General features: G+C 66.6%; 20 protein-coding genes. 14 read left to right on the top strand and 6 right to left on the bottom strand.

Annotated elements, in window-relative coordinates:
* Positions 1 to 178 precede the first annotated feature (178 nt).
* Both GGC30_RS07150 and GGC30_RS07155 read right to left on the bottom strand, forming a co-directional pair.
* The gene (locus tag GGC30_RS07150) at positions 179 to 604 is read right to left on the bottom strand and encodes a CBS domain-containing protein (protein WP_066550668.1); all 426 of its coding nucleotides are present in this window, start codon (positions 602 to 604) and stop codon (positions 179 to 181) included.
* A 103-nt stretch (positions 605 to 707) separates the two neighbouring features.
* Positions 708 to 1,379, bottom strand: a complete 672-nt coding sequence (locus GGC30_RS07155; protein ID WP_228763651.1) for a rhomboid family intramembrane serine protease — start codon at positions 1,377 to 1,379, stop codon at positions 708 to 710.
* Positions 1,380 to 1,498: 119 nt separating this feature from the next.
* Here GGC30_RS07155 and hfaA point away from each other — a divergent pair, with 119 nt between their 5' ends.
* From hfaA to GGC30_RS07175, 4 genes are all read left to right on the top strand, one after another.
* The gene (gene hfaA, locus GGC30_RS07160) at positions 1,499 to 1,939 is read left to right on the top strand and encodes a holdfast anchoring protein HfaA (RefSeq protein ID WP_153923259.1); all 441 of its coding nucleotides are present in this window, start codon (positions 1,499 to 1,501) and stop codon (positions 1,937 to 1,939) included.
* Positions 1,936 to 2,952 (top strand): holdfast anchoring protein HfaB, encoded by a 1,017-nt coding sequence (gene hfaB, locus GGC30_RS07165; protein ID WP_039247049.1) that lies wholly within the window; start codon positions 1,936 to 1,938, stop codon positions 2,950 to 2,952. Before hfaA ends, hfaB begins: the two co-directional genes overlap by 4 nt.
* A complete protein-coding gene (gene hfaD, locus GGC30_RS07170) occupies positions 2,879 to 4,138 on the top strand; it encodes a holdfast anchor protein HfaD (RefSeq protein ID WP_228763652.1) in 1,260 nt (419 codons plus the stop codon). The genes hfaB and hfaD overlap by 74 nt, the downstream gene beginning before the upstream one ends.
* A 110-nt stretch (positions 4,139 to 4,248) precedes the next feature.
* A complete protein-coding gene (locus GGC30_RS07175; protein WP_153923260.1) occupies positions 4,249 to 7,134 on the top strand; it encodes a pitrilysin family protein in 2,886 nt (961 codons plus the stop codon).
* 128 nt (positions 7,135 to 7,262) lie between these two features.
* Here GGC30_RS07175 and GGC30_RS07180 read toward each other — a convergent pair whose 3' ends face one another.
* Positions 7,263 to 8,165 (bottom strand): hypothetical protein, encoded by a 903-nt coding sequence (locus GGC30_RS07180; protein WP_153923261.1) that lies wholly within the window; start codon positions 8,163 to 8,165, stop codon positions 7,263 to 7,265.
* 316 nt (positions 8,166 to 8,481) lie between these two features.
* Between GGC30_RS07180 and ileS the strand changes: the two genes are divergently transcribed.
* From ileS to GGC30_RS07205, 5 genes are all read left to right on the top strand, one after another.
* Positions 8,482 to 11,472 (top strand): isoleucine--tRNA ligase, encoded by a 2,991-nt coding sequence (ileS, locus tag GGC30_RS07185; protein ID WP_153923262.1) that lies wholly within the window; start codon positions 8,482 to 8,484, stop codon positions 11,470 to 11,472.
* A 750-nt stretch (positions 11,473 to 12,222) separates the two neighbouring features.
* Positions 12,223 to 13,476 (top strand): cation:proton antiporter, encoded by a 1,254-nt coding sequence (locus GGC30_RS07190; protein WP_153923263.1) that lies wholly within the window; start codon positions 12,223 to 12,225, stop codon positions 13,474 to 13,476.
* Positions 13,477 to 13,516: 40 nt separating this feature from the next.
* Positions 13,517 to 13,717 (top strand): DUF2093 domain-containing protein, encoded by a 201-nt coding sequence (locus GGC30_RS07195; protein ID WP_055754203.1) that lies wholly within the window; start codon positions 13,517 to 13,519, stop codon positions 13,715 to 13,717.
* Positions 13,714 to 14,571 carry a M23 family metallopeptidase gene (locus tag GGC30_RS07200; protein ID WP_153923264.1) on the top strand — a complete coding sequence of 286 codons (858 nt, stop codon included), beginning with the start codon at positions 13,714 to 13,716 and terminating at the stop codon, positions 14,569 to 14,571. The genes GGC30_RS07195 and GGC30_RS07200 overlap by 4 nt, the downstream gene beginning before the upstream one ends.
* Before the next feature lie 66 nt (positions 14,572 to 14,637).
* Positions 14,638 to 15,144 (top strand): response regulator, encoded by a 507-nt coding sequence (locus GGC30_RS07205; protein ID WP_153923265.1) that lies wholly within the window; start codon positions 14,638 to 14,640, stop codon positions 15,142 to 15,144.
* Here the strand turns inward: GGC30_RS07205 and GGC30_RS07210 are convergent.
* Both GGC30_RS07210 and GGC30_RS07215 read right to left on the bottom strand, forming a co-directional pair.
* Positions 15,102 to 16,016 carry a lysophospholipid acyltransferase family protein gene (locus GGC30_RS07210; protein WP_370451913.1) on the bottom strand — a complete coding sequence of 305 codons (915 nt, stop codon included), beginning with the start codon at positions 16,014 to 16,016 and terminating at the stop codon, positions 15,102 to 15,104. The two genes, GGC30_RS07205 and GGC30_RS07210, sit on opposite strands and share 43 nt — an antisense overlap.
* 43 nt (positions 16,017 to 16,059) lie before the next feature.
* Positions 16,060 to 16,842 carry an SDR family NAD(P)-dependent oxidoreductase gene (locus tag GGC30_RS07215; protein ID WP_153923267.1) on the bottom strand — a complete coding sequence of 261 codons (783 nt, stop codon included), beginning with the start codon at positions 16,840 to 16,842 and terminating at the stop codon, positions 16,060 to 16,062.
* A gap of 109 nt (positions 16,843 to 16,951) precedes the next feature.
* Between GGC30_RS07215 and GGC30_RS07220 the strand changes: the two genes are divergently transcribed.
* The 4 genes from GGC30_RS07220 (at position 16,952) to GGC30_RS07235 (ending at position 20,718) form a co-directional block, all read left to right on the top strand.
* Positions 16,952 to 18,223 carry an EAL domain-containing protein gene (locus GGC30_RS07220; protein ID WP_066624599.1) on the top strand — a complete coding sequence of 424 codons (1,272 nt, stop codon included), beginning with the start codon at positions 16,952 to 16,954 and terminating at the stop codon, positions 18,221 to 18,223.
* A 183-nt stretch (positions 18,224 to 18,406) separates the two neighbouring features.
* The gene (locus GGC30_RS07225) at positions 18,407 to 19,276 is read left to right on the top strand and encodes a TIGR01459 family HAD-type hydrolase (protein ID WP_153923268.1); all 870 of its coding nucleotides are present in this window, start codon (positions 18,407 to 18,409) and stop codon (positions 19,274 to 19,276) included.
* A gap of 39 nt (positions 19,277 to 19,315) precedes the next feature.
* Entirely contained in the window at positions 19,316 to 19,777 is a 462-nt protein-coding gene (locus tag GGC30_RS07230; RefSeq protein WP_153923269.1) for a MaoC family dehydratase, read from the top strand.
* Positions 19,777 to 20,718 carry a bifunctional riboflavin kinase/FAD synthetase gene (locus GGC30_RS07235; RefSeq protein WP_153923270.1) on the top strand — a complete coding sequence of 314 codons (942 nt, stop codon included), beginning with the start codon at positions 19,777 to 19,779 and terminating at the stop codon, positions 20,716 to 20,718. Before GGC30_RS07230 ends, GGC30_RS07235 begins: the two co-directional genes overlap by 1 nt.
* Here GGC30_RS07235 and GGC30_RS07240 read toward each other — a convergent pair.
* A complete protein-coding gene (locus GGC30_RS07240; RefSeq protein WP_153923271.1) occupies positions 20,713 to 21,240 on the bottom strand; it encodes a gamma carbonic anhydrase family protein in 528 nt (175 codons plus the stop codon). The two genes, GGC30_RS07235 and GGC30_RS07240, sit on opposite strands and share 6 nt — an antisense overlap.
* Positions 21,241 to 21,550: 310 nt before the next feature.
* On the opposite strand from GGC30_RS07240, the gene GGC30_RS07245 reads away from it, so the two are divergent.
* Entirely contained in the window at positions 21,551 to 22,342 is a 792-nt protein-coding gene (locus GGC30_RS07245; RefSeq protein WP_091752533.1) for a PhoH family protein, read from the top strand.
* Positions 22,343 to 22,437 lie beyond the last annotated feature (95 nt).

The raw sequence follows: 22,437 nt of genomic DNA on the forward strand, positions 1-22,437 counted from the left end.
TTTTTCGCTCCTTTCTTCCGCGGGACCTTGGAGATCTTCATCCCCGCCGCCCCGCCGGCCAGCCCGTTTCCGAGCGAGGCGGCTCTATACGGAGCACCCTCTTTGTCAGCAAGCGGATTCTGACAGTCCGGGGGAAGTTTCTCGCAAAACCGGAATCGGCAAACGGTTTGGCGTCCTCTCACCCCGCAATATAGGTCCGCAAACTCTCGGCCTCATGGGCGTGTTCGGCGATCTGGCACTTCACCACGTCGCCGATGGAAATAACGCCGACCAGACGATCCGCCTGCATGACCGGCAAATGCCGGATGCGCCGATCAGTCATCCTGGTCATCAAGGCCGACATCTCCTCGGCCGGTTCGGCATATATCACCTTGGCCGTCATATAGTCGGCGACCGGACGAGCCAGCGCATCGGCGCCATCGGCCGCCAACGCCTTGACCACATCGCGTTCGGAAAACACCCCGACCACGCGGTCGCCATCACAGACGACCAACGCTCCGACCCGCTTCTGCTCCAATTCTGCGCACGCCTGCGTCACCGTCAGATCCGGCGCGATGGAGAAGACGGCGTTTCCCTTGGTCTTGAGGATTTCGGCGACGAACATCGCGGTCCCTTCTCTCTAATAAGAGACGACCGCAGGGCCGAAATGGCGACAGGGCCGCTCAGGGAGCGATGATCGCTCAGCCCCCGTCCGGAATCAACGCGCCTCACGGATGAGGCGCGGCCCCGCTTCCGAACATCCGCCCCAAGGGACCGATGGCCAGAAAGCCGACGACGAAGCCGACCGCGTGGGCCTCCCAGGCGATCCGCGCGCCCTCGGCGCCGGGCAGGCCGCCGATCATTCCGGTCACGGCGTTGACCGCCATCCAGGTGATGGCCGCGCCGATCACGCGGCGATCACCCATCGGCAGGATCCTGCCCTGTCCGCCCAGCAGTCGTGTCGCGGCGCCGATCAGGCCGAAGACGGCGCCGGACGCGCCGACCATCGGCTCGCTGGATCCCCAGTGGATCAGTCCATAGCCCAACGACGCCAACACGCCGCAGACCAGATAGAAAAGCAGAAAGACCGTCGGACCAACCTTGGTCCCGAACAGCCGCGCCACCGGCGTCCCGAACGCCAGCGCCGCCACCGCATTCATGATGGCGTGGGTCCAGCCGCCGTGCAGCAGCATGGCCGTCAGCAGCCCGCCCCACCGTCCCTGTTCCAGATCAATGGGCGCAAACGCCATGCTCATGCCCATGTCGGGCAGGTCGCGCTGGAACAGATACAGCGTCGGCATCGACACCGCGATCAGCAGCACCACCAGCGGCACGTTGAACATCGGCTCTCGCGCCGGGCGGCTGTTCGGCGGATCGAATCGACCGGATGCGTCTGACATGACGCCACAAATGCTCAGTGACCTGCGTCACATCAAGCGCTTCTTAATAACCTTAATGCAGGTTGGGGTGCGGATCACGCTCGTGGTCCGGCGTCCGTTTGTGCGCGAGGAACCCCGGAATGCCCGCCAAGAGGCTGTTTGTATCCACCGCCGTCATGGCCTTCGCCGCCGCTGCAAGCGTGCCGGCGATCGCGCAGTCGACGGGTTCGGGCAGCGCTTCGCGCTTCCAGCAGGGCTATGGCGGCGCGCGAACGGCCGCCAATACGGCGGCGACCGGCTATACGCGTGACGCCAACGGCAATCGTCTGATCGTCAACGGCATCATCCAGTCCGGCGCTTCATCCTATTCCAGCCAGTCCGGCGGCGCGGCCTCGGCCTATGCCGGCGCAGGCGCGCCCAGCAACGGCGGCACGACCATCGGCGGCTCCACCGCCATCGGCAATCAGCTGAACGTGGTGGTCCAGGGCAGCCGCAACACCGTCATCGTCAACTCGACCCAGACCAACACCGGCGCCATCAACGCCGGTACGGCCTTGAACGGGAATATCAACCTGCCATGAGCCGCCGTCATCTCATCAAGGGGTCCGCCGCCGTTTCGGCCGTCGCCCTTCTGCTCGCTGGCTGCGTCAGCCCGGTCGCGGGTCCGTCGGGTCAATATGCGACGCCGATCGGCAATGCGCCGGTGACCGCCAACCCCACGCCCTATTCCGCCGCCCTGTATTGCCTGGCCGACTACGCCCGTCGCTACAACCTGCCCTCCCCACGCATGGCCGTGGGCCGGATCAGCGACTACACCGGCACGGTTTCGTCCGATGGCGGCCGCCAGATCACCGGCGGCGCCTCCCTGATGGCCAACTCGGCGCTGGCCAAGGCCGGCGCCCGCATCGTCGAACGCTACGACACCTCGGTGTCCGAGCTTGAGCTGCGCTACGCCAACAACAAGCTGATCGGCGACCAGGCCCCCGACGCCAAGGGCCCCGAGGACACCCAGTACCGCCGCATCCTGGCAGGCCAGGTGCCGGGCTCTGACTTCTATGTCGTCGGCGGCATCACCGAGGTGAATTACAACATCCGCTCCGGCGGCTTCGACATCGCCGGCGGCGAGGTCGACAGCAACCGCCCCGGCTCGGGCATCGTCAACCACCGCGTCTATGTGATGAACATCGCCATGGACCTGCGCCTGGTCCAGACGACCACGCTGGAGGTGGTCGATGTCGTCTCCTATCAGAAGCAGATCATCGGCCGCGAAATCTCGGCCGGCGTGTTCGACTTCCTGAACGGCAACGTCTTCGACATCTCGGCCGGCACGGGCGGGATGGAGCCGACGCAGTTGGCCGTCCGCGCCCTGGTCGAACGGGCCACGGTCGAGTTCATGGCCAACCTCTATGGCGCGCCCGGCCCCGAAATCTGCCTGAACCCCGCCAACGATCCGCTCGGCGATTCCACGGTCGGCCCGACCGGCGGCTATTATCCGGCCTATCCCACTCAGGACACCAACAATGGCCAGACCCGCGCCGATCCGTCTCGTTGGCATGATGGCCGCGACGGCGACGTTCGCCGCACTCGCCACTGAGGCGAGCGCGCAGCAGACGCCGGCCTGCGATCCGCAAGCCGGCGAAACCTGCTCCAGCACCCAGACCCAGACCGGCGACGTCACCGGTCTGGTGAACATCGACCTGTCCGTCGATCAGGTGACCGTCAGCACAAACGCCCAGGGCAATGCGCTTGCGGGCGGGGTCACGGCCGCCTCCGCCGGCCTGGTCTCGCGCCAGTCGATGACCGGCGCGACGGTGGCCCGCAGCAATGTGGTCGTGAACGGTGAGGCCGACGGCCAACTCAGCGTCGATACGACCGCGCGCGGCAACTATCTCGGCGTCACCACCGATCGCGCAACCTTCGCCGTGGACGCCAGCCAGTCCGCGACCGGCGACCGGGTCGAGGCCGGCACCTACGTGCAGGCGCCTAACGGCCGCGTTTTGCAGGGTGGTTTCGCCATTAGCACCGCCGTCGCCAACACCGTCGCCCTGGGCGGCCCCTCGTCGTCCCTGACCGGCGTCATCGACCAGCGGGCCCAGACCACCGTCTTCGCCGAGACTGTCGCCGACGTTCAATACATCCCCGCGCCCGCGACCTTCTCGTCCCAGGCTGTCGCCAATGCGGTCCAGACCAACACCACGGGCGCCTCGCACCAGGATCTGGCCATCCGCCAATCGAACGCCGCCTCGACGACCGAGGCGCGCACCGACGTCTATGTCGACAACGGCTGGGACCTGACGGTCGGCGCCAACGCTGGGGCCAATCAGGCGATCACCGCCAACGCCGGCGGCTCCATGCTGATCCAGACGGACCAGGCCAACGCCGGCCGCGTCCGCGCCGACGCCCGCGTCCAGACCAATCTCCAGGGCCAGACGGTTCTGGCGGCCCGCAGCGTCGCCAACGAGACGGTCGCCGGCAACAACGACATCTATCTGAAGCTGGACAACACCCAGCTGAACACCGGCGGGGTCGAGGCCAACGCGACCTATGTCGGCGTCAACGGCTATGACGCCTATGTCGGCTCCGACGCGGTCGGCAATGCGGTGACGGGCTATGCCTGTTCCCAGTGCGGCGGCGACGTCAACGTCAACAACAACCAGACCAACAGCGGCAATGTCACCGCGACCACCAACGCCACGGTCTCGTCCGGGCGCACCGCCGTGGTCGGCGCCAACGCCGTCGGCAACAGCGCCAGCTTCTACATCAGCCGCCCCGGCGGCTGATCCGAACATGACAAGTCGGTAAGGTTCGCCAGCCCCGCTTGTGGCGAAGGCAAGCACACTTTACACATCCGGCATCGCGCCATCGGGGGTTGCGGTTTCGGAGTGATATTATGCGTTCTGCGCGTCATCTGCTGCTTGTCGCCGTCTCGGGACTGGCCCTGACCACCGGGGCGTTCGCCGCCCCTGCTCTCGCCCAGACCGCGCCGCCCGCTGCGGCGGCCGCCGGTCAGGTCGCGCCGTCCGCCCCCTGGGCCCAGGCCGCCAGCGACATTCCCGCCGATCCGGCCGTCCGTTACGGCCTGCTGCCCAACGGCATGCGCTACGCCCTGCTGCACAATGCGACGCCTCCGGGTCAAGCCTCATTCCGTCTGCGCATCGACGCCGGCTCGCTGATGGAGCGCGACGATCAGAAGGGTCTGGCTCACTTCATGGAGCACATGGCCTTCAACGGCACCAAGGACGTGCCGGAAAACGAGATGTTGCGCATCCTCGAGCGCCTGGGTCTGGCCTTCGGCGCCGACACCAACGCCTTCACCAGCTTCGACCAGACCGCCTATATGCTGGAGTTGCCCAACACCAAGGACGAGACGGTCGATCCCAGCCTGCACATCCTGCGCGAGATGATGTCTGCGGCCCTGATGGCGCCGGACGCCATCGATTCCGAGCGCGGCGTCATCGTCGGTGAGGAACGCACCCGCGACACGCCGCAACTGCGCGTGCTGAAGACCCAGCTCGGCCTGCTGGCCCCCGGCCAGCGTCTGTCGGAACGCCTGCCGATCGGCGACCTCGACATCATCCGCACCGCGCCGCGCCAGCGCTTCGTCGACTTCTACGACGCCTACTATCGCCCCTCGCGCGCCACCTTCATCGCCGTGGGCGACTTCGACGTGGATGCAATGGAGGCCAAGGTCCGCGCAGCCTTCGGCGACTGGAAGCCGACCGCCGCCGATGGTCCCGAGCCCGACCTGGGAACCGTCGCCCCGCGTCAACCGCAGACCAGCATCCTGGTCGAGCCGGGCATCCAGTCCTCGATCCAGATCAACTGGATCAAGGCCCCGGACCTCAGCCCCGACACGGCCGCCGAACGCGCTGCCGACGTCCGGCGCGGCTTGGGTCTGGCCGTGCTGAACCGTCGCCTGGGCGAGATCGCCCGCGCCGACAACCCGCCCTTCATCGGCGCCGGCGCCGGCTATCAGTCGCTGTTCGACAGTCTGGACGCCGGCACCCTATCGGTCGCCTTTAATCCCGGCGGCTGGCAGCGCGCGTTGGAAAGCGTCGAGCAGGAAAGCCGTCGTCTGGCCGAATACGGCGTCAGCGACGCCGAGCTTCAGCGCGAGATCGTCAACACCCGCACCGCGCTTCAGAACACCGTGGCATCAGCCGCGACCCGTTCGACCCCGGCCCTGGCGACCGGCCTCCTGGGCGCCGTCAACGACGACCAAGTGTTCAGCTCGCCCCAGACCAATCTCGATCTGTTCAACAAGGCCGTCGAAGGCCTGACCGTCGATCAGGTCAATCAGGCGACCAAAGCGGTCTTCGAAGGCCAGGGCCCGCTGCTTCTGTTCAGCTCGCCCGTGCCGGTCGAGGGCGGCGAGGCCGCCGTCACCGCAGCGCTGGAGGCCTCGCGCAACACCCCGGTGCAAGCCCGCGCCGCCGAGGCCGAACTGAAGTGGCCCTATGACAACTTCGGCGCCCCGGCGGTCCCCGCCGCCCGTTCGGAAGTCGCCGATCTGGGCGCGACCCTGGTTCGCTTCCCGAACGGCACCTTGTTGAACATCAAGAAGACCGACTTCCGCGCCGACCAGATTCTGGTCAGCGCCCGCACCGGTCTTGGCGAACTGGGCCTGCCTGCCGACACCCTGTCGCCCCTGTCGATGGCCAGCACCGTCCTGGCCCCCGGCGGTCTGGGCAAGCTTAGCTTGGACGAGATGAACCGCGTCCTCAGCGGACGCACCTACAGCGCCGCCGTCAATCAGGCCGGCGACGCCTACATCTTCGCCGGCGCCACCAAGCCCGCCGATCTCCAGCTGGAGCTTCAGGTCCTGGCCGCCTATCTGACCGATCCGGGCCTGCGCGGCGCCTCGTTCGAACAGACCAAGGCCATGTTCCCGCAGATCCTTGCCCAACTCGGCGCCACGCCGCGCGGCGTCTTCCAACGCGACGCCTCGGGCCTGCTGGCCAGCGGCGATGCGCGTGAGACGACCCCGACGGCCGAACAGATCGCCGCGATCCAGATCGACGACATCCGCTCGGGCGTTCGCTCGGCCCTGGCCCAGGGTCCAGTCGAGATCACCGTCGTCGGCGACGTCGACGTCGACGCGGTCATCGCCGCCGTCGGCTCGACCTTCGGCGCCCTGCCCTCGCGTGGCGAGGCGCCCACACCGCCCGCCGGCTCGACGGTGCGCAAGTTCCCCGCCCCGACCGCTACGCCGGTCCAGCTGTATCACACCGGCCCCGCCGAACAGGCGCTGGGCTTCGTCGCCTGGCCGACCACCGACCAGGTCGAAGATCGCAAGACCGCGCGTCAGCTGTCGATCCTGTCGGACGTGCTTCAACTGCGCCTGAACGACGAGATCCGCGAGAAGCAGGGCCTGGCCTATTCGCCCAGCGCCGGCTCGACAGCCTCGGACACCTATCCTGGCTACGGCTTCATCTCGGTGACCGCGGAAACCCCGCCGGCCGCCCTGCCCAAGCTGTTCGAGACGGTGGACGCCATCGCTGCCGACCTGCGCGACAATCCGATCAGCGAGGACGAACTGAACCGCGCCCGTCGCCCGGCCGTTGAGCGCATCCGTCGCAGCATGGCCGACAACGGCTATTGGCTGACCCAGCTGTCGCAGGCCCAAAGCGATCCGGCGATGCTGGACCAGACCCGCAACCAGATCGCCACCCTGGAAGCCGTCACCGCCGCCGACCTTCAGGCCCTGGCTCGCCAGTATCTGCAGTCCGACAGCGCCTGGCGCGCCACCGTCACGGCTCAGCCGGCGGCCCAGTAACGCCCACGAAAAAGGCCCCGGTTCTCGCGAACCGGGGCCAGTCGTCAGGATCGTCGACGGAGAGCCGACGGTCGCCTTATCTCATGTCCCGCCTGATCGGCGGCTGAACGGGCGTGTTTAGGTCCGGTTCAGAAGACCCGGCCGCCGACGCCGCCGTCCAGGGTGATCACCCCGGTCAGCACGGTCGCGCTCTCGACCTGTTCCTCGCGGTATTCGGTGTATTCCTCTTCGCGATACATCGTCAGGATCTTGATCCCGGCGCCGTAGCGACGCAGCAGCGAACGCTCGTTGCAATCCCGCTCGGGCTTCTCGGGCCGGCATTCCAGCTTGCCGCCCGTCCCGTACCACAGCGCCTCATGCTTGCGGCAGGTCAGGGTCGTGCCGTGATCGAAGCTGATGTCGCCATTGTAGTCGGCGATGGTCGCCTGCAGCCATGTGCCCGACAGGCAGCGATACAGCTCGCCCTCGAACCCTTCGGCGATCTCGCGGTCCGGCCGCACTTGTGAGGCGGGGTGCGGCACCTGGCGGTCGTCGATGCAGACGGCCTGGATGACGACCCGCTTCATCATGCTGCGGAAGGCGCTGTAGGGGGTGCGCACGGTCTGGGCGATCACGCCCTCGACGGCCAGGCCCTGGATGGTGGTCGGATAGGGCTGATCGACGCTGACATAGGCCGCGCCGCCGCCTCCGCCGAAGCTGCCCGAGAAGCCGCCGGCCCGCGCATTGACGTAGGACCGCGCGCCCGAGTTGGCGTTGGCCCCGGCGCCCGCGTTCGCATTGGCGCTCGCGCCAAGGTTCACGTTCACATTGACGTTGGTGTTGATGTTGCCGTTCCAGTTTCCACCGCCGCCAGGACCGCAGTTTCCACCGCCGTTGCAGGGCGGCGGCTCAGGCGGAGGCGGAGGCTCGCACGAGGTGCAGGGCGGCGGCTGACAGCCGGACGTGCATTGCGCCAGCGCGGCTCCGGCGCCCGCCGACACGGCGAGACCGGCCGCCAGGCCCAGCATCCATTTCGTGATCCGCAGCCGCATCGGCGGGAACTCCCAAGCGAATATCGTGTCGGCCGAACAAGATTCCGGCCGATCCTCCCGTCACAAAACCGCAAAAGCCTTTCGTTTCCGTTGATGAGGCCTGCGCTTCGGGATGGCGCAATGCCGCATCCGTCTGCTAGACCGCCCGCACAATGACCGTCCGCGTCTCCATTCGCCTGATTTCGATTAGCCGCCCGGCGTAGCGCTCCTGGGCCTGATGGCCCCGTGCACGCCGGGATCGAAAGCCCTCAAGCAGCGCGAAGCGCGATAGGGCGAAGAGAACAGCGACCTATTTTTCAAGACGCCGAGACGACCCATGGCCGACGCCCCCGAAAACACCTCTGAATCCACCGCCCGCGACTATCGTGACACCGTCTTCCTGCCCGAGACGCCCTTCCCCATGCGCGGCGGCCTGCCCCAGAAGGAGCCGGTCATTCTGGAACAGTGGGGCGACCTCTACGGGACCCTGCGCGCCGAGCGGCAGAAGCAGAACGCCCCCCTCTACGTCCTTCACGACGGTCCGCCCTACGCCAACGGCGACATCCACATCGGCCACGCCCTGAACAAGACGCTGAAGGACTTCGTGGTCCGCAGCCGATTCCTCTTGGGCTACGATGTCGATTACGTCCCCGGTTGGGACTGCCACGGCCTGCCGATCGAGTGGAAGATCGAGGAGCAGTTCCGCGCCAAGGGCCGCCGCAAGGATGAGGTGTCCAAGGACGAGTTCCGCCGCGCCTGCCGCGAATACGCCGGCAAATACATCGACCTGCAAAAGGACCAGTTCCACCGGCTGGGCATCGTCGGCGACTTCGCCAACCGCTACGCCACCATGGACTTCACCTCCGAAGCGGCCATCGTCGCCGAGTTCCACAAGTTCAAGAACTCGGGCCAGCTGTATCGCGGCTCCAAGCCGGTCATGTGGTCGCCGGTCGAGCGCACAGCCTTGGCCGACGCCGAGATCGAGTACCACGACCACGTCAGCCCGACGATCTGGGTCAAGTTCCCGGTGACGGCCATGTCGGACGACCATCCCGACGACCTGCTGGCCTTCCGCTCCAGCACCCCGTCCATCGTCATCTGGACCACCACGCCCTGGACCATCCCGGCCAACCGCGCCATCAGCTACGGCCCCGAGATCGCCTATGGCCTTTATGAGGTCACGGCCATGGAGGAAGGTCTGGAATTCGCGCCCTGGGCCAAGCCCGGCGACCGCCTGATCCTGGCCGACAAGCTGGCCGAGGATGTGTTCAAGGCCGCCAAGATCGCCGCCTGGACCCGCGTCTATGACATCAATCCTTCGGGCCTGGAGACCGCCCACCCGCTGGCCGCGCTCGACAGCGGCTACGGCTTCTCCGTGCCCCTGCTGGCCGGCGATCACGTCACCGACGACGCCGGCACCGGCTTCGTCCACACCGCGCCCGGCCACGGCGCCGACGACTTCGAGGTCTGGAAGGCCCACGGCCATCACGAGGTGCCCGACACCGTCGATCCCGACGGCGCCTACTACCCCGGCGTCCCCCTGTTCGCGGGCCTGAAGGTGCTGGAGACCGAGGGCAAGAAGACCGGCAAGTTCGGCCCCGCCAACGGTGCCGTGATGGAGAAGCTGATCGAGGCCGGCAACCTGTTGGCGCGCGGGCGGCTGGAGCATTCCTATCCGCACAGCTGGCGCTCCAAGGCGCCGATCATCTTCCGCAACACCCCCCAGTGGTTCATCCGCATGGATCAGCCCCTGAAGAGCGGCGACACCCTGCGCGAGACGGCGCTGAACGCCATCGACGCCACCGCCTTCCATCCCGTCGCCGGCAAGAACCGCATCCGCTCGATGGTCGAAGGCCGTCCCGACTGGCTGGTCAGCCGCCAGCGCGCCTGGGGCACGCCGCTTGCCATGTTCATCGACAAACAGACGGGCCAGCCTCTGCATGACCCCGAGGTTGACGCCCGCATCGTCGCGGCTGTCGCCGAACACGGCGCCGACATCTGGTTCACCGCGCCCGACAGCGATTTCCTGGGCGCCCACGACCCGGCCCGCTACGAAAAGGTCGAGGACATCCTGGACGTCTGGTTCGATTCCGGATCGACCCACGCCTTCACGCTCGACCCGCGCCTGCCGGAAAACGGCTACACTGGCGACCGTCCCGCCCACTGGCCCGCCGACCTCTACCTGGAAGGCTCCGACCAGCACCGCGGCTGGTTCCAGTCGTCCCTGCTGGAAGGCTGCGGCACCCGTGGCCGCGCCCCGTTCAAGGCGGTCCTGACCCACGGCTTCACCCTCGACGAGAAGGGGGAGAAGATGTCCAAGTCCAAGGGCAATACGACCGACCCCCTGACCATCATCAAGGAGTCGGGCGCCGACATCCTGCGTCTGTGGGTGGCACTGGTCGATTATTCGGACGACCAGCGGATCGGCAAACAGATCCTGCAGACCACGGTCGACGCCTATCGCAAGCTCAGGAACACCGTTCGCTATCTGCTGGGCGCCCTGGCCGATTTCGACGAGGCCGAACGCCTGCCGCTGGACCAGATGCCGCCGCTGGAGCGGTTCGTCCTGCACCGCCTGCACGAACTCGACGCCCAGGTCCGTACGGCCTACGGGGAATACCGCTTCCAGGACGTCGTCCGTCCGGTGCTGGAGTTCTGCGCCGGCGACCTGTCGGCCCTGTATTTCGACATCCGCAAGGACGCCCTCTACTGCGACCGCCCCGACAGCCAGCGTCGCCGCGCCGCCCGCACGGTGATGGACGAAGTCTTCATGCGCCTCACCGCCTGGCTGGCCCCGCTGACGCCCTTCACTATGGAAGAGGCCTGGACCACGCGCTTCCCCGACGCCGGCTCCAACTGCGCGCGCGTGATCCCCGACACCCCGGCGGAATGGGAGAACGAAACAGCCTACACCAAACTCAAGAACCTGCTTCCCATCCGCGAAGTAGTGCTAGGTAGTTTGGAACTGGCACGACGCGACAAGATGATAGGATCCAGCCTCGATGCTGATGTTCTCATCGTCTTGGATGACCCGGCTTTGATCCAACTGGTTCAAGACGTTGCAGGGTCTGAGAATCCTGACCAGTTCATGGCAGACTTCTGCATCGCCAGTGTCGCAAGGCTGACTCGCGATGACCCTCAGGGTCCCGAAGTGCCATTCAGACTGCCTGAACATGCAGGCATAGGTGCCCTAGTGCGACGCTCCGACAACCCGAAATGCGCCCGCTCCTGGCGCCGCGTCCCCGACGTCGGCTCGGACCCCGCCTACCCCGACCTCTCGGCCCGCGACGCCGATGCGGTTCGGCACTGGGACCAGACGCACGCCTGATCGCACCAAAGTCTCCTCCCCACAGCGTGGGGAGGGGGACCGCGAAGCGGTGGAGGGGTTCTAGACGCCGCTTGAGCGCCGGTATCCGCTGAAGAGCCCCTCCGTCTCTCCGCTGCGCGTCAAGCCACCTCCCCATGTCATGGGGAGGAGACGATGCTCAGCCATCGCAATGCCGCTGGTCCATCCGCAGCGATTTCAACCGCTTGCCGATTTATGTCCCCCGTCTCCCATCCACGGGGTCAAACGGCCCCATAATGCACCCGTCTCGTCGCATGGAGGGCTCGCCTGGCCTGCGACCTTGCGGCGGCGAGAGCGGAGGGAACGGGGCGATGGTGAGATCCCATCGCGGCGCCGGGGCTGATCGGTCGGGGAATCGCCCCGGAGTCCGCAGTCGCGTCGCAGGGTCGAGGGGGATACTCGGCCGAACCGGGGATCGGGGATCGCTGCTCCGACCCGCCCGTCGCAGGCTTATGGGGTTAGGCGATAAGACCGCCACCGCTCGGCGCCCCGAGCTTGCAGGCCAACCACCCGCGCGGAGCGTCATACCCTTCGTCGAAACGGTACTCAAAACTCACACTCCGGGCGAAGGCCCGGCGCTCCGTCCAGCCCTCCAGACTTCGCAGGCCGAACGCCGCGAAGACAAAGCTGTTTTCAGTCCCGCGCGACACTGCGTCATCTTGTCAAACCGCCCCTCGCGCCCCAACTGCAAAGCCTACCCAAATCCCACCTTCGCTCGCGACAGGAGCCCTGATGCCGCATGCCGACAGCCTGATTCTCACCCTGGTCGGGGGCTTCGTCCTCGCCTTCGTGTTCGGCATGCTGGCGCATCGGCTGAAACTGTCGCCACTGGTCGGCTATCTGGTCGCGGGCGTGATCGTCGGCCCCTATACGGGCGGCTTCGTCGCCGACACCGAACTGGCGCCGCAGCTGGCCGAGATCGGCGTCATCCTGCTGATGTTCGGCGTCGGCCTGCACTTCTCGCCCAAGGATCTGATGCAGGTCCGCAAGGTCGCCATTCCCGGCGCCCTGGTTCAGATCGGCGTCGCCACCGTGCTGGGCTGGGGGCTCGGCCGGTTCGTGCTGGGCCTGGGCGATGTCGAGGCTCTGCTGATGGGCTTTGCATTGTCCGTCGCCTCGACCGTCGTCCTGCTGCGGGCGCTGGAGGAGCGCAAACAGGTCAAGGGCGAGATCGGCCGCATCGCCGTGGGCTGGCTGATCGTCGAGGATCTGGTCATCGTCATCGCCCTGGTCATGCTGCCGATGGTGCTGGTTCCGGCCGGAACCCAGACGGACTTTGCGGCCCTGGGTGCAGACGTGGGCCTGACCCTGCTCAAGGTCGTGCTGTTCGTCGTCGGCATGCTGGTCGTCGGCGGCAAGGTCATTCCCTGGCTGCTGATCCGCATCGCCCACACCAAGTCGCGCGAACTCTTCACCCTGGGCGTCCTCGCCATCGCCCTGGGCATCGCCTGGCTGGCCTATTTCCTGTTCCACTCCTTCGCGCTGGGCGCCTTCCTGGCCGGTCTGGTGATGAACGCCTCGCCCCTGGGTCACAATGCGGCTGAGCGCTCCTTGCCGCTGCGCGACGCCTTCGCGGTGTTGTTCTTCGTTTCGGTCGGCATGCTGTTCGACCCGATGATCGTGGTGCGCCAGCCGTGGGCGGTCCTAGGCGTGCTGGGCATCGTCATCGTCGGCAAGTCGGTCGCGGCCCTGGTCATCACCCAGACCTTCAAACTGGATCGGCCGACCGGCTTCACCGTCGCAGCGTCCCTGGCCCAGATCGGCGAGTTCTCCTTCATCCTAGCCGCGCTCGGCGTGTCCCTGGGCGCCATGAGCCGCGAGACCCACGACCTGATCCTGGCCGCCGCCCTGCTGTCGATTTCGCTGAACCCCTTCGTCTTCCTGTTCACCGATCGGATGGGCGGCAAGCCGAAGCCGCCCGCCGCCGGCGCGATCCGACCCGCAGCGGCGGACGGCCCGATCACGGATGCGGTCGCGGCGCCCTGAGCCTCTTTCCGCGCCGCCCGCCGCCCGCTATCGTTCGCTCATGGACAAAATCGCCGCAGATCAGGCCGTTCTTCACTATGGCGACGGCGAGTTCGCCGTCTTGAAGCCCGGCCGCTTCGTGCGCTGCGCCGTCACGGACAAACCGATCCCGCTGGAAGTCCTCCGCTACTGGAGCCCCAGCCGTCAGCAGCCCTATTTCGGCCCGGCCGAATTCATCGCGGCCCAGCAAGGCGATCGATGATCCCGTCGCGCCGCGCCCTGCTGACCGGCGCGGGCGCCAGCCTGATCGCCGCGCCGCTAATGGCTGAAGACCGCAACGCCCTGCCGCTGGCCTTGAACGGCGCCTGGCGTCAGGGCGGCTACGCCTTCGGCCGCACCGCGCCGCGCGCTCTGATCTTCGTCGACGGCGAGGCCCTGACCACCGCCTCGACCACCGGCCTCTTCGTGATCGGCTTCGACCGCGACACCGATCCGACCACCCAGGTCGAGGCCCGATCCGGCGACCGGTCCGCCCGACGCACGCTCGACATCGCCCCCTACGCCTTCCCGTCAACCAGCGTGAACGGCCTGGCGCCCTCGACCGTCGAGCCCAGCGATCCCGCTCTGCTGGCCCGCATCCAGCAGGAGATCGCGCTGAAGACGGAGGGCTTCGCCAGCCGCATCGACGCCGACGACTTCAAGGACGGGTTCGTCTGGCCGCTGGAGAGCTACCGGGTCTCCAGCGCATGGGGCGCCCAGCGCGTCCTAAACGGCACGCCCGCCCGGCCGCACTATGGCATCGATCTGGCCGCCCCTCAGGGCAGCGTGATCCGCGCCCCCGCCGACGGCCGCATCGCCTTCGTCCGCCCCCACATGCATTTCGAGGGCGGCCTGACCCTGATCGACCACGGCCAAGGCCTGATCAGCTGCTATCTGCATCAGTCGCGGCTCGATGTGGCGCTGGGTCAGCGCGTCCGGCGCGGCGATGCGCTGGGCCGTGTCGGCATGACCGGCCGCGCCACCGGCCCGCACCTGTGCTGGCGCATGAAATGGCGCGATCGCAACCTGGATCCTTCCCTCATGATCGGGGCGCGTGTTCCAGAAAGTCTAGCCTGATCAAAGGCTCCTCTTGCGAGACTACGCATATCCCCTTAGCCTCGATCAAAGATCTGGCGGGGCCCGATGTTTTCTCTGAAATCGCTGAACGTCCTGCTTGTGGACGACAATCAGAATATGCGCGCCATCGCGTCGGCCGTGCTGCATTCGGCCGACATCCGCAACGTCTATGAGGCGTCCGAAGGCGCCACGGCTTTCGATCTGCTGCGTCGCCACGCGATCGATCTGGCCATTGTCGATTTCAACATGTTCCCGCTGGACGGGGTCGAGTTCACACGGCTGGTCCGCACCAGCCCCGACAGCCCCAATCCGTTTCTGCCGATCATCATGATGACCGGCCATTCCGAACGCAGCCGCGTCTACGAGGCCCGCGACGCCGGGGTGACCGAATTCATCGTCAAGCCGATCACCGCCAAGGCCGTACTGGATCGGCTGAACGCCGTCATCATGAAGCCCCGCCCCTTCATCAAGGCCGATGGCTATATCGGCCCCTGCCGTCGGCGCCGCGATACGCCCGACTACGCCGGGCCCTACCGTCGAGGGTCGGACACCTCGCGGTCCAACGCCGCATAGACCTTGTCCGGCCAACGCTTGTGGACCCAGAACCAGTCCACGGGATGCTCTTTCACCCGGTCCTCAACGAAGCGATTGGCGGCCTGGATGCCGGCCAGCGTATCGGCCGCCTTGTCCTCGCTTTGATTGACCACGATCGGCTCGTGCGCCGTCACTCGGAAACGCACGCCCGGCAGGCGCACCACCGACAGCGGCAGCATGACCGTGTCGAACTTCAGCGCCAGCCTCGCCGCTCCAGGCGAGGCGTTCACCGGCTGGCCGAAGAACTCCACCTCCGGCCCCTGATTGTATTTCTGATCGACCAACAGGGCGATGGAATCGCCGCGCCTCATCCCCGCCATCAGTTCGCGCGTCCCGTCGCCCTTGGGCGCGAACAGGCGGATGCCGTAACGCTCCCGGCTCTGGCGGATCAGGGCGTCGACGTACGGATTATTGGCGGCGCGATAGGTCACCTGACACGGCACGCCCGAGGCCATGATCACCGCCGCCATCACCTCGAAGTTGGCCAGATGGCCCGAGATCAAAACGGCCGGCTTGCCGCTGTCGCGCAGGGTGTGCAGCCGCTCCATCCCGACCACCTCGACCCGTCCGCCTTCGGGCGTCAGATGATCCATGACCGCCAGTTCGGCGAAGGTCCGGCCCGTCTGATCCCACTGCGCCAGGGCCAGCGCCTCGCGCTCATCGCTAGGCATGTCGGGAAAGGCGATCCGCAGATTGCGCATCACCGTCTTCTGCGTGCCGGTCAGCGGCCCCAGGGTGCGCAGCAGCCAGCCGCCTAACCCCGACGCCCGCTCGGCACCCAACAGGCGCAGAAAGCCGAACAGCGCCTGAAAGCCGAAGGCCTCCAGGCGCCAGATCAGATCCTGCTTCACGCTTGTCGCGCTACCGCCCGCCGTGCGGCTTGAGCGCGTGTCTTCACCAGGCAATCGTCAATCCACCGTCCACCACAAGGGTCTGGCCGGTCACATAGGCCGACGCAGGGCTGCACAGATAGACCGCCGTGCCCGCGATTTCATCGGGCTGACCGATCCTTTTCAGCGGCGCCGGTTCGGTGACCTGTTTCAGCAGCTCCGGATTCTCCCACAGATATTTGGCGAAATCGGTCTGAACCAGCCCGGGGGCGATGCAGTTGACCCGCACGTTCGACGGACCCCATTCCACTGCTAGGTTGCGCACCAGCTGCATGTCCGCCGCCTTGGAGATATTGTAGGCGCCGATCAACGCATTGCCGCGAAGCCCGCCGATGGACGAGATCACCAGGATCGACCCGTCTTTCCGCTCCACCATCTGCGGCGCGACCATCTGGATCAGCCAGTGGTTCGAGATCACGTTATTCTGCAGGATCTTTTCGAACTGGTCGTCGGCGATGCCCGCCATCGGCCCGGCATACGGATTGGTCGCGGCGTTGCACACCAGGATGTCGATCTGACCGAAGGCGGTGTTGGTCTGATCGACCAGCCGCTGAAGGTCTTCCTTGGAGGCGATGTTGGCCGGCACCGCGATGGCGCGCGGTTCATCGGCCTTGGCGCCGTACTTGCCGTTGATCTCGGCGGCGACCTCGTCGCACGGCCCGGCCTTGCGCGACGAGATGACGACCTTGGCCCCGTGTTCGGCCAGCCGTTCGGCGATGGCCTTGCCGATTCCCCGCGATGAGCCGGTGATGATTGCGACCTTGCCGGTCAGATCGAACAGTTCCATTGCGTTTCCCGTAGGTTTGGCGGGGATATTTGCAGCCCCGCTCTAGCCGAATGACATTGATAGCCTGATACTCAGGCGATTCCATCCGGGAGTGGCCGACCGCCAGCCGATGCGCAACGTAACAACGGGCTTTCTCTACTTCGCCTATCTGTTCCTCGGCATGACCGTGGGCGCCTTCCTGTGGCGCGCGGGTCTGGGGATCGGCGCAGGCGTGGCCGGAACGCTCGGCGCACTAGGGCTGTTGGGCGCTTTCCACGGTATCGTCACCGGCATCGCCGAGCGCCGCGTCCTGAAGAAGGAAATCGGCCAGGTCCGCGAGGCCCACCGCCTGCTCGCCGATGCAATGGAATCGACCCAGGGCGCCCTGACCGAACTGGCGCACGCCATCGAGACCGGCGTCCTGTCCGACACCGACGCCCTGACCGGCGAGGTCCGGATGCTGGAATCGCTGGTCCAGCAGATGAGCGAAAGCATCGACGAACGCCTGGCTGCCGCGCCCCATATCGGCGTCGAGACCTTCGAGGGCCGTCGCATGGCGCAGTCGAACGTCCTGCTGCGCACCATCCACGAAGCGCTCAGCGAAGGCCGCGTCGATCTGTATCTTCAGCCGGTCGTGTCGCTGCCCCAACGCCGAACCATCTTCTACGAGAGCTTCACCAGGCTGCGCGACGCCACCGATCGCGTCATGATGCCGGCGGAGTATCTGTCTCTGGCCGAGGGCGAGGGCCTAGTGCCGGCGATCGACAATCTGCTGCTGTTCCGCTGCGCCCAGATCGTGCGGCGCCTGGCGCGTCAGGATCGCAAGGTCGGCGTCTTCTGCAACGTGGCCCTGACCTCGCTGGGCGACGAGACCTTCTTCCCGCAGTTCTTGGATTTCCTTAGCGAGAACCGGGACCTGAACCAGGCCCTGATCTTCGAACTGGGTCAGGCGACGTTCGACGCGCGCGGCGCCATAGAGGCGCGCAACATGGCCAAGCTGGCCGACCTGGGCTTCCGCTTCTCGCTGGACAAGGTGCAGACGCTGGACCTCGACTTCGCCGACCTGCAACGCTCGGACGTCAAGTTCATCAAGGTCGCGGCCGACCTGATGATCGAACAACTGCTGGACCTGGACGGCGGCGCCCCCTTGCGCTCCATGCCCGATATCCAGGCCGCCGACTTCGCCGCCCTGACCCGCCGCTATGGCGTCGAGGTCATCGCCGAAAAGGTCGAGAACGAACGCCAGGTCGTCGACATTCTCGAACTGGACGTCGGCATGGGCCAGGGCCACCTGTTTGGCGAACCCCGCGCCATCAAGGAACAGGTTTTGGCCGAGACCGACCCTCCGGCCGAGTTCCTGCGCTCCACCCTGCGCAGCGCCGAGCAGCGTCGCCGGTTCTAGACGGTCTCCTCCCCACTCCGTGGGGAGGTGGCGCGGCGCGTCTTCGCGCCGTGACGGAGGGGCTTCTTCCCATCACAGGCGCCGAGCCCGCTTCAAGACCCCCTCCACCGCTTCGCGGTCCCCCTCCCCATTTCATGGGGAGGAGACTTTCGCCTCTGCGTCCTAGCCGCTAATCACGGTGCCATGACCCTCCCCCACGCCCTGCCCCACCTCGGCGCCGTCGCCGGCGATTATGACATCCTGCTCTGCGACGTCTGGGGCGTGATCCATAATGGCCGCGAAAGCTGGCCTGGGCCGTGCGAGGCGCTGACGCGGTTCAACCGCCAAGGCGGCCATGTCGTGCTGATCTCCAACTCGCCACGGCCGGCGTCGGACGTGATCGCTCAGCTGGACGGCCTGGGCGTGCCGCGTGAGGCATGGAAGGCCTTCGTCACCTCCGGCGACGCGACCCGCGCCGAACTGGCCAAGCGCGCGCCCGGCCCGGCCTGGATCGTCGGCCCCGAACGTGACGCGCCGCTGTACGCGGGTCTTGGCCTCGAGCGCGCCGCGTCGCCTGAGGACGCCGCCTTCATCTCCGTCACCGGCCCGGTCGACGACACAGTCGAAACGCCCGAAGACTACCGTGAGCGTTTCGCCGTCGGCGCCGCACGCGACATCGAACTGATCTGCGCCAATCCCGACCGCGTCGTCCAACGCGGCGACCAGCTGATCTACTGCGGCGGAGCACTGGCCGACCTGTATGAATCGCAGGGAGGACGCGTCATCATGGCGGGCAAGCCCTTCGCCCCGATCTATGATCTGGCGATCAAGGAGGCGGAAGGCCTGCTTGGCCGCTCCGTCGATCGCTCGCGCGTCCTGTGCATCGGCGATGGGGTCGTCACCGACGTGATGGGCGCAAACGCCCAAGGGTTGGACTGCCTGTTCATCGCCCAGGGCATCCACGGCGACCAGGCCAAGGGCGAAGACGGCGCGCTCGATCCGGCCCTCGCCGCCGCTCTGCTGAAGGCGGAAACGACCTATGCGCGATACGCCGCGCTCGAACTGAACTGGTAAGGCTCGCCATTTTGTCGCACCGCCGCTAAAGCCTCATCCATGGTCGAATTGGTTCAGCAGCATCCGTCCGGTGGTTACATCCTGGACGAACTTCACGTCGGCATGGCGGCCGAGAAAATCGTCGTCGCGACGGAGGACCGCATTCGGCTATTCGCCGAGGCGTCCGACGATTTCAACCCGGTGCATCTGGACGAGGCCTTCGCCTCCAAGACCGCCTATCGCGGCCGGATCGCCCACGGCCTGCTCAGCGCCTCGTTCGGATCGGCCGTGGTCGGCACCATCCTGCCGGGCGCCGGCTCGATCTATATCTCCCAGACCCTGGCCTTCCATCAGCCGGTGCGGATCGACGACATCGTGCGCATCCTGATCACCGTGATCGAGGTCGAGCCCGAGAGCGCGCGGGTCAAGCTCAGCTGCGAAGGCTTCGTCGGCGAGACCATGATCATGGACGGCGTCGCCGTCGTCCGCGTCCCCCGCCGGCGCAAACCGTCCCAGCGTTGATGCAGACTGCGCGTATTTGGCGCGACTGGCGCGGCCTGCCGGACGCGCTGAAGGGCGCGGCGGTCGCCGTCGGCGCCTTCGACGGCGTGCATCGCGGGCATCAGGCCGTCATCGCCGGCGCACGTGACGCAGCAGAACGGATGGGCGCGCCGCTGGGCGTCGTCAGCTTCGATCCTCATCCCCGCCGCTGGTTCCAGAAGGACGCCGCGCCCTTTCGGCTGATGACGGCCGATCAGATGGCCGAGGCTTTGGCGCCGCTGGGTGTGGACATCCTTTATCTGCTGCCCTTTGACGCCGAGATGGCCGGCATGACCGACGCCGCCTTCGCCGAGCGGGTTCTGGCCGAGGGTCTGAGCATCCGCCACGCCGCCGTCGGGTTCGACTTCACCTTCGGCAAGGGCCGCTCCGGCTCGCCCGAGGCCTTGCGCGCCTATGGCGAGAGGCTGGGCTTCACCGTTTCTGTCGCCGAACGGCTGGATGACGCGGACGGGCTGAAACTGTCGTCCAGCGCCGTTCGCGAGGCCCTGAAAGCCGGCGACATGGCCCGCGCCGCCGCCATCCTGGGCCGCCCCTTCGCTATTCGGGGCGAGGTGATCCACGGCGACAAGCGCGGCCGCACCATCGGCGTGCCGACGGCCAATATCGCGCTCGGCGACTATATGCGCCCCGCCTACGGCGTCTATGCGACCCGCAGCCGATTGCCGGACGGGCGGGTGATCGATGGCGTCGCCAGCCTGGGCGTGCGTCCCATGTATGCGCTGGAGACCCCGCTGATGGAGGTCTGGCTGTTCGACTTCGACGGCGACCTCTACGGCCAGACGCTGGACACGGAACTGGTCGCCTGGCTGCGTGGCGAAGAGACCTTCGACGGTCTCGACGCTCTGAAGACCCAGATCGACGCTGATGCGACGGCCGCGCGAACCGTCCTCAGCCGCTCATAGAGGCCGAAGCTCCGCCGCGAACCGCTTCCAGTTCTGCACATAGTGTTCGGCTGACATTTGCAGCACGGCGATTTGCGCCGGGTCACGCTCCCGCACCACCTTGCCGGGCTGGCCCACCACCAGACTATTGTCCGGGATGATCTTGCCCTCGGTGATCAGCGCATTCGCGCCGATGATGCAGTTCCGGCCGATCTTGACCCCATTCAGCACCACGGCCCCGATGCCGATCAGGCTGTAATCCCCGACCTCGCAGCCATGCAGCATGGCCTTGTGTCCCACCGTCACGCCGCGTCCCAGCGTCAGCGGCGAACCCATGTCGGTGTGCAGCACGCTGCCGTCCTGAATGTTGCTGTCAGGCCCCACTGTGATCGGATCGTTGTCCCCGCGCAGCACGGCGCCGAACCAGACACTGGCGTTGGCATTGAGAATCACATTCCCTATCACCGATGCGCTTGGCGCCACCCAGTATTCGCCCTGCGGCGGAAGCTGTGGTTTGCTGTCGCCCAAGGCGTAAATGGTCATCTGTACACCGCCTAATCTTTGAAAAATGAGGGCTTTAACGGATCGCTAACCACGATAGCATCATTCTGTTGATGCGATTCGTGGGTCGCCATTTCGGCCCCGGATCCGAAACCGGATCAAGCCCGATCCGGTCATCAAGTCGGGGCTTTCGCGTGGCGCGTTGGGATCCTGGTTCGGTTGTTCGGCGGCGGGCGCACCCCGTTGCAGACGGCCCTGCTGTCGATCCGGGCCGCTGCTCTGCAGGCCGCGACCTCTTCCTCCCCAAGACCATCCAAGGCGGCGCCCGTTCGGGTCCGCCTTTTTTCATGCCCTGGAGGCGTCCATGACCAAGCGTGCTGCAACCAAGCGTCAAACGCGTGAACACGGAATCCTGGATTCGCGTGATTTCATGGAGGAGTCGAAAGTTCGTCGGCTTCACGCCCCGCATAACGAGCGATCAGGGTGGTCGCCCTACCCTTCGAACGACGACCGCGACCAAGGCTATCTGAAGACGTTGAAGCCCAAATCCGAGGGCCAGGGCGAGTTGATGGAAGCCATCGACCACCACAACCTGGTCATGGCGCTGGGTCCCGCAGGCACCGGCAAGACCTACCTCGCCGTCGCCAAGGCCGTCGAGGCGCTGGAGGCCGGCAAGGTCGGCCGCATCGTCCTGAGCCGTCCTGCTGTCGAGGCCGGCGAATCCATCGGCTTCCTGCCCGGCGACATGGAAGACAAGCTGGCCCCCTATCTGCGCCCGCTCTACGACGCCTTGTCCGATCGTCTGTCGATGAAGCGGGTCAAGGCGCTGATGGCCGAAGGCCTGATCGAGATCGCTCCGGTCGGCTACATGCGCGGCCGCACGCTGAACAACGCCTTCATCGTCGTGGACGAGGCGCAGAACTGCACCTACGTCCAGCTCAAGATGCTACTGACCCGACTGGGTTGGCATTCGACCATGGTGGTGACCGGCGACCCGCAGCAGTCGGACCTGCTGCCCGGCATCTCGGGCCTGTCGGACATTTCGGCTCGACTTGAGGCCGTACCCGACATCGCCGTGGTGCGTCTTGCCGAGCGCGACATCGTCCGTCACCCGCTGGTCGCCTCGATGATCGGCGTCCTCTAGCTCTGATCCTGCAGCCGACGCTGGATGGCGTCGGCTGCAGACCCGTTGCACCGCGAAACCAAAAGCCATTGTCCCCGGGCGCACCGCACCGCTAA

This window comes from Brevundimonas sp. SPF441, assembly GCF_009661015.1.
In the GTDB taxonomy this organism is placed as follows: domain Bacteria; phylum Pseudomonadota; class Alphaproteobacteria; order Caulobacterales; family Caulobacteraceae; genus Brevundimonas; species Brevundimonas vesicularis.